This window comes from Trinickia sp. (genome assembly GCF_051953955.1).
Taxonomy (GTDB): Bacteria; Pseudomonadota; Gammaproteobacteria; order Burkholderiales; family Burkholderiaceae; genus Trinickia.
This window is the reverse complement of record NZ_JBQCIF010000117.1, coordinates 41,634-51,130: the sequence shown is the minus strand read 5'-3', so window position 1 is coordinate 51,130 and position 9,497 is coordinate 41,634. Positions and strand designations below refer to the sequence as shown.

The 9,497-nt window shown below is 65.3% G+C and carries 7 protein-coding genes; 5 read left to right on the top strand and 2 right to left on the bottom strand.

Annotated elements, in window-relative coordinates; genetic code table 11:
- Positions 1 to 157 precede the first annotated feature (157 nt).
- Together iolG and ACTHNZ_RS22005 are read right to left on the bottom strand one after the other, a co-directional pair.
- On the bottom strand, positions 158 to 1,180 hold the full coding sequence (gene iolG / locus ACTHNZ_RS22010; RefSeq protein ID WP_440544706.1) for an inositol 2-dehydrogenase: 1,023 nt from the start codon (positions 1,178 to 1,180) through the stop codon (positions 158 to 160).
- Positions 1,173 to 2,054, bottom strand: a complete 882-nt coding sequence (locus ACTHNZ_RS22005; RefSeq protein WP_440544705.1) for a MurR/RpiR family transcriptional regulator — start codon at positions 2,052 to 2,054, stop codon at positions 1,173 to 1,175. Before ACTHNZ_RS22005 ends, iolG begins: the two co-directional genes overlap by 8 nt.
- A 239-nt stretch (positions 2,055 to 2,293) precedes the next feature.
- Between ACTHNZ_RS22005 and ACTHNZ_RS22000 the strand changes: the two genes are divergently transcribed.
- The 5 genes from ACTHNZ_RS22000 (at position 2,294) to iolD (ending at position 9,492) form a co-directional block, all read left to right on the top strand.
- Positions 2,294 to 3,352, top strand: a complete 1,059-nt coding sequence (locus ACTHNZ_RS22000; RefSeq protein WP_440544704.1) for a sugar ABC transporter substrate-binding protein — start codon at positions 2,294 to 2,296, stop codon at positions 3,350 to 3,352.
- 133 nt (positions 3,353 to 3,485) lie between these two features.
- Positions 3,486 to 4,643, top strand: coding sequence for an ABC transporter permease (locus ACTHNZ_RS21995; RefSeq protein ID WP_440544703.1), 1,158 nt, complete (start codon positions 3,486 to 3,488; stop codon positions 4,641 to 4,643).
- Between the two features lie 15 nt (positions 4,644 to 4,658).
- On the top strand, positions 4,659 to 5,474 hold the full coding sequence (locus ACTHNZ_RS21990; protein ID WP_440544702.1) for an ATP-binding cassette domain-containing protein: 816 nt from the start codon (positions 4,659 to 4,661) through the stop codon (positions 5,472 to 5,474).
- A 41-nt stretch (positions 5,475 to 5,515) separates the two neighbouring features.
- Positions 5,516 to 7,531, top strand: coding sequence for a bifunctional 5-dehydro-2-deoxygluconokinase/5-dehydro-2-deoxyphosphogluconate aldolase (locus ACTHNZ_RS21985; RefSeq protein ID WP_440544701.1), 2,016 nt, complete (start codon positions 5,516 to 5,518; stop codon positions 7,529 to 7,531).
- Between the two features lie 26 nt (positions 7,532 to 7,557).
- Positions 7,558 to 9,492 carry a 3D-(3,5/4)-trihydroxycyclohexane-1,2-dione acylhydrolase (decyclizing) gene (gene iolD / locus ACTHNZ_RS21980; protein WP_440544707.1) on the top strand — a complete coding sequence of 645 codons (1,935 nt, stop codon included), beginning with the start codon at positions 7,558 to 7,560 and terminating at the stop codon, positions 9,490 to 9,492.
- Positions 9,493 to 9,497 lie beyond the last annotated feature (5 nt).

Below are 9,497 nucleotides of genomic sequence, written 5' to 3'. Positions count from 1 at the left end.
ATGCCGATCCGCACCGGCCCGCGCTTTGCCATCGTCGTCACTGTCTCGCTCCTTGCCGCTATCGTCTTGAAGACGTAAGGTCATCGAATGTTCGGTCGTAACGGCGGCAAGGGCATCATTCGCTTCGCGAGTGGCGATGCCCTCCGCCGCATGCGCGCTACTCGCCGATGCTGACGACGCGCCCCTCGCGCCAAGACCGCGTCGCCGCCTCCGCGAGTTCGAGCGCCTTGACGCCATCCGCAATCGTCGTGCGCACAGGTGCGCCTTCCGTCACGGCGTCGAAGAAGTGCGCGATCTCGCTCGCATAGGCGGCTCGATAGCGCTCGAGGAAGAAAGGCTCGGGCACGTCGCTCGACACGGCGTTCGCCGTGTAGGAGACGACCTCGGTCGGCCGCACGTTGCCCGCTTGCAGCATGCCGGTGCTGCCGAGCACTTCGAAGCGCTGATCGTAGCCATAGGCGGCACGCCGGGTCGTATTGATCTGGCACAGGCGGCCGCGCTTCGTTCGAATGGTCACGGCCGTCGAATCCACGTCCCCTGCATCGAGAATCGCGGGATCGGTCAAACAGCTCCCGTTCGCATGGACCGTCACCGCTTCGTCGTCGAGAATCCAGCGGAAAATGTCGAAATCGTGAATCAGCATGTCCTTGAAGATGCCGCCCGAGCGACGAATGTATTCCACGGGCGGCGCACCGGGATCGCGGCTCGTGACGACGAGCATTTCCGGCGTGCCGATCTCGCCCGCGTCGATGCGGGCTTTGACGGCGGCGAACGTGGGATCGAAGCGGCGCTGGAAACCGATCATGCAGACGACGCCCGCCTGTTCGACGGCACGGGCGCAAGCACGCGCACGCTCGAGCTCGAGATCGACGGGCTTTTCGCAGAAGATATGCTTGCCGGCTGCCGCCGAGCGTTCGATCAAGTCGGCATGCGTATCGGTGCTCGAGCAAATCACGCTCGCCCCCACCGATGCGTCGGCGAGGGCCAGATCGGCCTCGACCACCATCGCACCGTATTGCGCGGCGAGCTCGGATGCGGCGACGCGGTTGACGTCGATCACATACTTGATCCTCGCGCCGGCATGGCGAGCGAGATTACCTGCATGGATGCGGCCGATGCGGCCCGCGCCGAACACGGCGACGTCGATTGCACCGCTGTCCCTTCCGCTACTGCTAGTCATCGTATCCTCCTGTGTCTTTCGACTCTTCAACGTTCAACTCGAGCCGGTACGCAAGCGCCACGAACAGCGCCTGGCACAAGCAAATCGTGCTGGTCAGCGCGCGAAACGCGAACGCGCTGCCCTCCTTGACGAACAACTGCGTAGTCGCGTAACGCGCGAGCGGCGACAGGCGGCTATCGGTGATGACGAGCGTCTGCGCTTGATGGTGATGGGCGATGCGCAGGCAATACTGCGTCTCGCGTCCGTACGGCTCGAAGCTGATCGCGATGACGACGTCGCCCTTCTTCACGCTGCGGATCTGCTCGCGGAACATGCCGCCGAAGCCCGAGATCAAATGCACGCGCTTGGCGGTGTGCTGCAATGCATAGACGATATAGCTCGCCACCGCGAACGAGCGCCGCACGCCGATGACATAGATGTTCTCCGCATGCTGGAGCATCGAGACGGCCGCTTCGAATTGCTCGTCGTCGAGCGTCGCTTCGAGCTCGTCGAGGCCGTTGCGGCAAGCAGCGACGAACTCGCGCGCGACGTTGCCGCCCGACAGGCGGCCCGGCTTGTCGTCGATGAGCTTGCGAATGCGCTGCTTGTAGGTCTGCCCCGACGGGTTCTGGCCGGCATACGCCTGCTTGAACACCTCCTGCAGATCCGAAAACCCCGAGAACCCGAAGCGCTGTGCGAACCGCACGACGGCCGAAGGATGCACGCCGCAACTGGCGGCGATGTCGCTCGTGCGGTCCACCATCACGCTCGATCGATGCTGCTCGAGATACGCGGCCACGCTCTTCAATTGCCGCGGCAGCGCGTCGTACGCATCGGCGACGCGCTGCATGAGCTCGTCGACGTTCGGCAGCTCGTCGGTGGTGTCTTCCTGCATGGCTCTTGTCCTTTTCGAACGGGTAGCGGCGTGCTGGCGGCTCGAGCGCACCTGTCTCCCCACGGCGCAGATTATAGGCACGCCGAATGGAAAATGGAACGAATTTTCCATTTCTAGCTGCAATGAAATTTTCTTTGCATTCGCGAACGACTTCGCCTACTCTGTTTCGTGAGCGGCGCGAAGACGGTCTGCGCGCCGCTTTCAACGACACAGACATAACTTCGAATAGGTGGAGACAAATGAGACTTTGCACCCGCAAGGCCGCCGTCAAGACGTTCGCCGCGGCCGTCACGTCCGCGCTCACACTGGCGTTCGCTCCGTTCGCGGTCGGCTCGGCGCACGCGGCCGACGCCCACTTCGTGCTCATCAGCCACGCGCCGGACTCCGATTCCTGGTGGAACACGATCAAGAACGCGATCAAGCAGGCGGACGAGGACTTCAACGTCCAGACCGATTACCGCAACCCGCCGAACGGCGATTTGTCGGACATGGCGCGCCTGATCGAGCAAGCGGCTGCGCACAACTATGACGGCGTGGCCGCGACGATCGCCGATTTCGACGTGCTCAAGAGCGCAATCAAGAAAGTCACCGACAAGAAGATCCCGCTCGTGACGATCAACTCGGGCACGCTCGAACAAAGCAAGCAGCTCGGCGCCATCATGCATATCGGCCAGCCCGAATACGTCGCGGGCCACGCGGCCGGCGAGAAGGCCAAGGCCGCGGGCGTCAAGTCGTTCCTGTGCGTGAACCACTATGCGACGAACCCGGCTTCGTTCGAGCGCTGCCGCGGCTTTGCCGAAGCGCTCGGTGTCGATTTCAAATCGTCGACGCTCGATGCCGGCCAAGACCCGAACGGCGTGAAGGCCAAGGTGGAAGCCTATCTGCGCAACCATCCCGATACCGGCGGCGTGCTCGCGCTCGGCCCGCTGTCGGCCGATCCGACGATTCGCGCGCTGAAGGACATGGGCAAGGCCGGCAAGATCTGGTTCGCGACGTTCGATTTCGATAACGACATCGCCGCCGCGATCAAGGACGGCACGATCCAATTCGCGATCGATCAGCAGCCCTACCTGCAAGGCTATCTGGCCGTCGCCGTGCTCGCGATCGTCAAGCACGACCACACCACCGATCCCTTGAAGATCGAGAAGGCGCTGCAAAACAATCCGAAATTCAAGGCACGCCTCGAAACCTACGGGCTCCAACCCGTCTATCAGCCCGACACGATCCTTTCCGGCCCGGGCTTCATCACCAAGAACAACGTCGAAAAAGTCGTGAAGTACGCGGGGCAGTACCGCTGATTCCCACGCTCGCGGGCGCCCATCGCCCGCGCATGGAACAGTGGCCTTTGCAATCCAGCTATCCAGCATGACGGCGCGGTACGAACCGGGTTTCGCCAACCGGTTCGGGCCGCGCCAACGAAGGAGACATTCGATGGGCGTCGCCGATCACTTCCACGCCAACTTGCGCAAACAGGAGCAGCCGAACCCGCAGGGCTCGGGCTCGCTCGATGAGCGCGTGCGCCGCGAATCGCGGTTCAAGCAGTTTCTTTCCCGCCCAGAGTTCGCCTCGCTCGCCGGCACCGTCATGGTGTTTCTCGTCTTCGCGATCGGCGCCGGCAACTCCGGCATGTTCAACCTCGACGGCATCATGAACTGGTCGCAGGTGGCGGCCTACCTCGGTCTCATCTCGGTCGGCGCCTGCCTCTTGATGATCGCCGGCGAATTCGACCTCTCGATCGGGTCGATGATCGGCTTCGCGGGCATGATGGTCGCGCTGCCGACGATGTATTTTCATTGGCCCATCGAACTCGCGATCGTCTTCGCGTTCGTGGGATCGATGCTGCTCGGCGCGCTCAACGGCTACCTCGTCATGCGCACGAGGCTGCCCTCGTTCATCGTCACGCTCGCGTTCATGTTCATTCTGCGCGGCCTGACGCTGGCCCTCTCGGTCATGTTCGCGGATCGCACGATCATTTCGGGCGTCGGCGACGTCGCGGCCAAGAGCGCCCTCGCGCATGCCCTGTTCCAAGGCGTCGCGTTCCATGATCTGTTCCGCTGGCTCGGCCACATGGGCCTCGTCAAGCTGCTCGACTCGGGCGAACCGCTCGTGCCCGGCGTGCCGAAAGTCATCGTCTGGTGGATCGCGTTGGCCGCCGTCTGCGCATTCACGCTGGCCAAGACGCGCTTCGGCAACTGGATTTTCGCCGTCGGCGGCGATGCGAACGCGGCGAAGAACGTCGGCGTGCCCGTGCGGCGCGTGAAGATTCGCCTGTTCGTGCTGACCGCGTTCTGTGCGTGCCTCTTCGCCGTGCTGCAGGTATGCGACATCGGCTCGGCCGCCGCCGACCGCGGCTTGCAGAAGGAATTCGAAGCGATCATCGCGGCCGTCATCGGCGGCACGCTGCTCACGGGCGGCTACGGATCAGTCGTCGGCGCCTGCTTCGGCTCGCTGATCTTCGGCGTGGTGCAGATCGGCATCACCTATACGAGTATCGATTCGGACTGGTTCCGCGTCTTCCTCGGCTTGATGCTGCTGTTCGCCGTGCTCTTCAACCACTACGTGCGCAGCCGTGTCGCGCAATCGCGTTGATCGACGGAGAAAAACATGACTTCCGCTACCCCAATCCAAGATCAAAGCGCAGATTGCATCCTCGCGCTCGAAAACGTCAGCCGCTACTTCGGCAGCGTGATTGCGCTCAAAGACGTCACGCTGCGGTTGCGCCGCGGCGAAGTGCACTGCCTGCTCGGTGACAACGGCGCCGGCAAATCGACGCTGATCAAGACGCTCGCCGGCGTGCATCAGCCGAGCGAGGGCCAATACCTCGTCGACGGCCAGCCCGTGCAATTCAATTCGCCGAAGGATGCGCTCGATCTCGGCATTGCGACGGTGTACCAAGACCTGGCCCTCGTGCCGCTGCTGTCGGTCGCGCGCAATTTCTTCATGGGCCGCGAGCCGAACAAGAAGCTGTTCGGGCTCGTGAACGTCATGGACATCGAAACGGCCGCCACGACCGCGCGCGAAAAGCTCGCTGAAATGGGCATCTTCGTGCGCGACGCGCATCAGCCGATCGGAACGATGTCGGGCGGCGAGCGTCAGTGTCTCGCCATCGCCCGCGCGATTCATTTCGGCGCGCGCGTGCTGATCCTCGACGAACCGACGGCCGCGCTCGGCGTCAAGCAGAGCTTCAACGTGCTCAAGCTCATCCACAAAGCACGCGAGCGCGGCATTTCCGTCATCTTCATCACGCACAACGTGCATCACGCCTACCCGATCGGCGATTCGTTCACGCTGCTCAATCGCGGCCGCTCGATGGGCACCTTCACGAAGGACACGATCAGCAAGGAAGCCGTGCTCGACATGATGGCCGGCGGCGCGGAGATGCAGAAGATGATTGCCGAGCTCGACGGCGCCACGATCTAACGCGACACACGACGCTCACGCTCACCGAAGGACTTCTTTTCATGGCTGCCTCTCCTACCTCGAACATGACCGCCAGCCGCTTCGCGGCTGGCCGCGCGCGCGACATCATCTGTCTCGGGCGCCTTGCGGTCGACCTCTACGCTCAGCAAATCGGTGCACGCCTAGAGGACGTCACGAGCTTCGCCAAGTATCTCGGCGGCTCGTCGGCCAACATCGCATTCGGCTGCGCACGGCTCGGGCTCGCCTCGGCGATGCTCTCGCGCGTCGGCAACGATCACATGGGACGTTTCTTGACCGAAACGCTCGCGGCCGAAGGCTGCGACGTCAGCCACGCGCGCACCGACGCGGATCGGCTCACGGCGCTCGTGCTGCTCGGCATCAAGGACCGCGATACGTTTCCACTGATCTTCCACCGCGAAAACTGCGCGGACATGGCGATCGACGAAAACGACTTCGACGAAGCCTTCATCGCATCGAGCAAGGCGCTGCTCATCACCGGCACGCATTTCTCGACGGAGCAAGTGAACCGGGCAAGCCGCCGCGCGCTCGAATACGCGCGCCGCAATCAAGTGCGCACCGTGCTCGACATCGACTATCGGCCCGTGCTGTGGGGATTGACGGGCAAGGCCGACGGCGAGACGCGCTTCATCGCCAGCGAAAGCGTGACCGCGCATCTGCAACGCATCTTGCCGCTGTTCGATCTCGTCATCGGGACGGAGGAGGAATTCCGCATCGCGGGCGGCAAGCATGAACTCATCGATGCCCTGGCGATGGTGCGCGCGGTGACGCCGGCCACGCTCGTCGTCAAGCGCGGCCCGCTCGGCTGCACGATCATCGACGGCAAGGTGCCCGCATCGATCGACGATGCACCGACCGAACACGGCATGCAAGTGGAAGTGCTGAACGTGCTCGGCGCCGGCGATGCGTTCGCGTCGGGCTTTCTGTCCGAGTGGCTGCGCGATGCGCCGTTCGCGCAGTGTGCGCAGACGGCCAATCTGTGCGGCGCGCTCGTCGTGTCCCGCCATGGATGCGCACCGGCCATGCCGACGCCGGCCGAGCTCGACTATCTGCGCGACGCGCTCGCTCGCGATCCGGCAAGCATGCGCCGGCCCGACCTCGACGCCAAGCTCGCGCGGCTGCATCGCGTGAGCGTCAAGCGAACCGTCCACGACGAGGTGCTCGGTTTCGCGTTCGACCATCGAAATCAGTTCTTCGAGCTCGTTCAGCAAACCGGGGCGAGCGAGACGCGCATCGGGCAGTTGAAGCAATTGTTCGTCGAAGCGGTTGCGCAGACTGAGCAGGCGCTTTCGCTGCAAGGGCGCATCGGCGTGCTGATCGACGATCGCTACGGACAAGACGCGCTGAACGCCGCAACGGGCCGCGGCTGGTGGATCGGCCGGCCGGTGGAGCTCCCGGGCTCGCTGCCGCTCGTGTTTGAGCACGGCCGCTCGGTGGGCACGGCGCTCGTCGCCTGGCCGCACGAGCACGTCGTCAAATGCCTCGTGCACTATCACCCCGACGCGCCGATCGCGGAACGCGTGGAGCAGGAAGCGCAATTGCGCGCGCTCTACGATGCCGTGCAGGCGAGCGGCCACGAACTGCTGCTCGAGGTGATCCCGCCCAAACGCGACACGCTGCCGGCGGCGCCCGACACCGTGTTTCGCGCACTGAAGCGGCTCTACAACCTCGGCATCCAACCCGAATGGTGGAAACTCGCACCGCCGGCGGCCGATCAATGGCAAGCGATCGACGCGCTCATCGCCGAGCGCGATCCGTACTGCCGCGGTGTCGTGCTCCTGGGCCTATCGGCCGGCGTGGACGTGCTCACCGAAGGCTTCCGCGCAGCGGCCGCTTCGCGCACGTGCAAGGGCTTTACGGTCGGGCGCACGATTTTCCATGAGCCGAGCCGCGCTTGGCTGGCCGGCGAAATCGACGATGCGACACTGATCGCGAGCGTGCGGGCGACGTTCGAAACGTTGATCGGCGCGTGGCGCAAGGCACGCTCGGAAGCCGGCGCGTCCGCACCGCGGCACACGACGACGCGGGAGGCAGCCTAATGAACGCGAGCATCGAGGACAGGACGATGAGCCGCGCGGCGAAGCCGGACGCGGGCGATGCGAGCACGGCGACGATTCGGCTGACGGCTGCCCAAGCGCTCGTGCGCTACTTGGCCGCGCAGCATGTCGTGGACGAAGACGGCGTTTCGACCGTGCCGCTCTTCGGCGGCGTGTTTGCGATCTTCGGCCATGGCAACGTCGCGGGGCTCGGCGAGGCGCTCTATCAGCATCGCGACGCGCTGCCGACCTACCGCGCCCACAACGAGCAGGCGATGGCGCACAGCGCGATCGCCTATGCGAAAGCCCACTTCCGGCGCCGCATGATGGCCGTGACGACGTCGATCGGCCCCGGCGCGACGAACCTCGTCACGGCCGCCGCGCTCGCGCACGTCAATCGCCTGCCCGTCTTGCTGTTGCCGGGCGACATCTTCGTGTCGCGCGCGCCCGATCCCGTCCTTCAGCAAGTGGAGGATTTCCAGGACGGCGGCGTGTCCGCCAACGATACGCTCAGGCCGGTCTCGCGCTACTTCGATCGGATCGTGCATCCGGCGCAGTTGCTGACCGCGTTGCCGCGCGCCATCCGCGTGCTGACCGACGCGGCACTGGCCGGCCCCGTCACGCTAGCGCTGCCGCAGGACGTGCAGGCGATGGCCTACGATTATCCGCGCGCGTTCTTCGAGCCGCGCGTCGTGCGCTTTCATGCGCCGACCCCGGGCGAGGAGGAGCTCGAAGCCGCGCTGGAGGCGCTGCGCCATGCGCAGCGGCCCGTTATCGTCGCGGGCGGCGGCGTGCTTTATAGCCGCGGCGGCGCCGAGGCGCTGCGCGCGTTCGCCGAACGGCACGGAATCGCCGTCGGCGAGACGCAGGCGGGCAAAGGCGCCCTCGCGTGGGATCATCCGCTCAATGCCGGCGCCATTGGGGTCACCGGCGCAAGCGCGGCGAACGCGCTGGCGCACGAGGCAGATTGCGTCATCGCCGTCGGCACGCGGCTCCAAGACTTCACGACGGGCTCGAACACGTTGTTTGCGCACGCGCACGTCGTCGGAATCAATGCGAACGCGTTCGATGCGCTCAAACATCGCGCGACGACCGTGCTCGGCGACGCGCGTGCCACGCTTGCCGCGCTGAGCGAGCGGCTCGGCAGTTGGCAGGCGGCCACCTCCTGGACCCAGCGCGCCCGCACACTTTGCGGCGCATGGCGTGAGACGGTTCAGTCGCGCACGCACGCGGCCGCGATGCCCGGCGTGCTGCCCTACGATGCGGACGTCATCGGCGCGGTACAGCGCTCGAGTGCGCATTCCCCGCAAGGCGACATCGCCGTCTGCGCCGCGGGCACGCTGCCGGCCGAGCTGCACAAGCTCTGGCGCGCAGGCCGGCCCGGCGGCTATCACGTCGAGTACGGCTATTCGTGCATGGGCTATGAAATCGCCGGGGGCCTCGGCGCCAAACTGGCGCGGCCCGAGCGCGACGTCATCGTGTTCGTCGGCGACGGCAGCTACTTGATGATGAACAGTGAAATCGCGACCTCCGTCATGCTCGGCGCCAAGCTCATCGTCGTCGTGCTCGACAACCGCGGCTACGGATGCATCAATCGCCTCCAGCAGGCCTGCGGCGGTGTGCCGTTCAACAACCTGCTCGACGATTGCCTACAAGGCCCGCTCGGCGCGCCGAAGATCGATTTCGCCGCGCATGCCCGCTCGCTCGGCGCTCATGCCGAACACGCCGCGGATATCGGCGCCTTCGAAGCCGCGCTCGCGCGGGCGCGCGCGGCCGATCGCACGTCGGTCATCGTCATCGATACCGACCCGGCGCGCACGACCGACGACGGCGGCTGGTGGTGGGAAGTGGCCGTGCCGGAAGTGTCGGCGCGCGAAGCGGTGCGCGATGCGCGCGCCGCCTACGAGGCGCGGCTCGCCGAACGCGATGGACGAAGCGCGGATGAGCCCGGCAAAGCCGGATGACATCG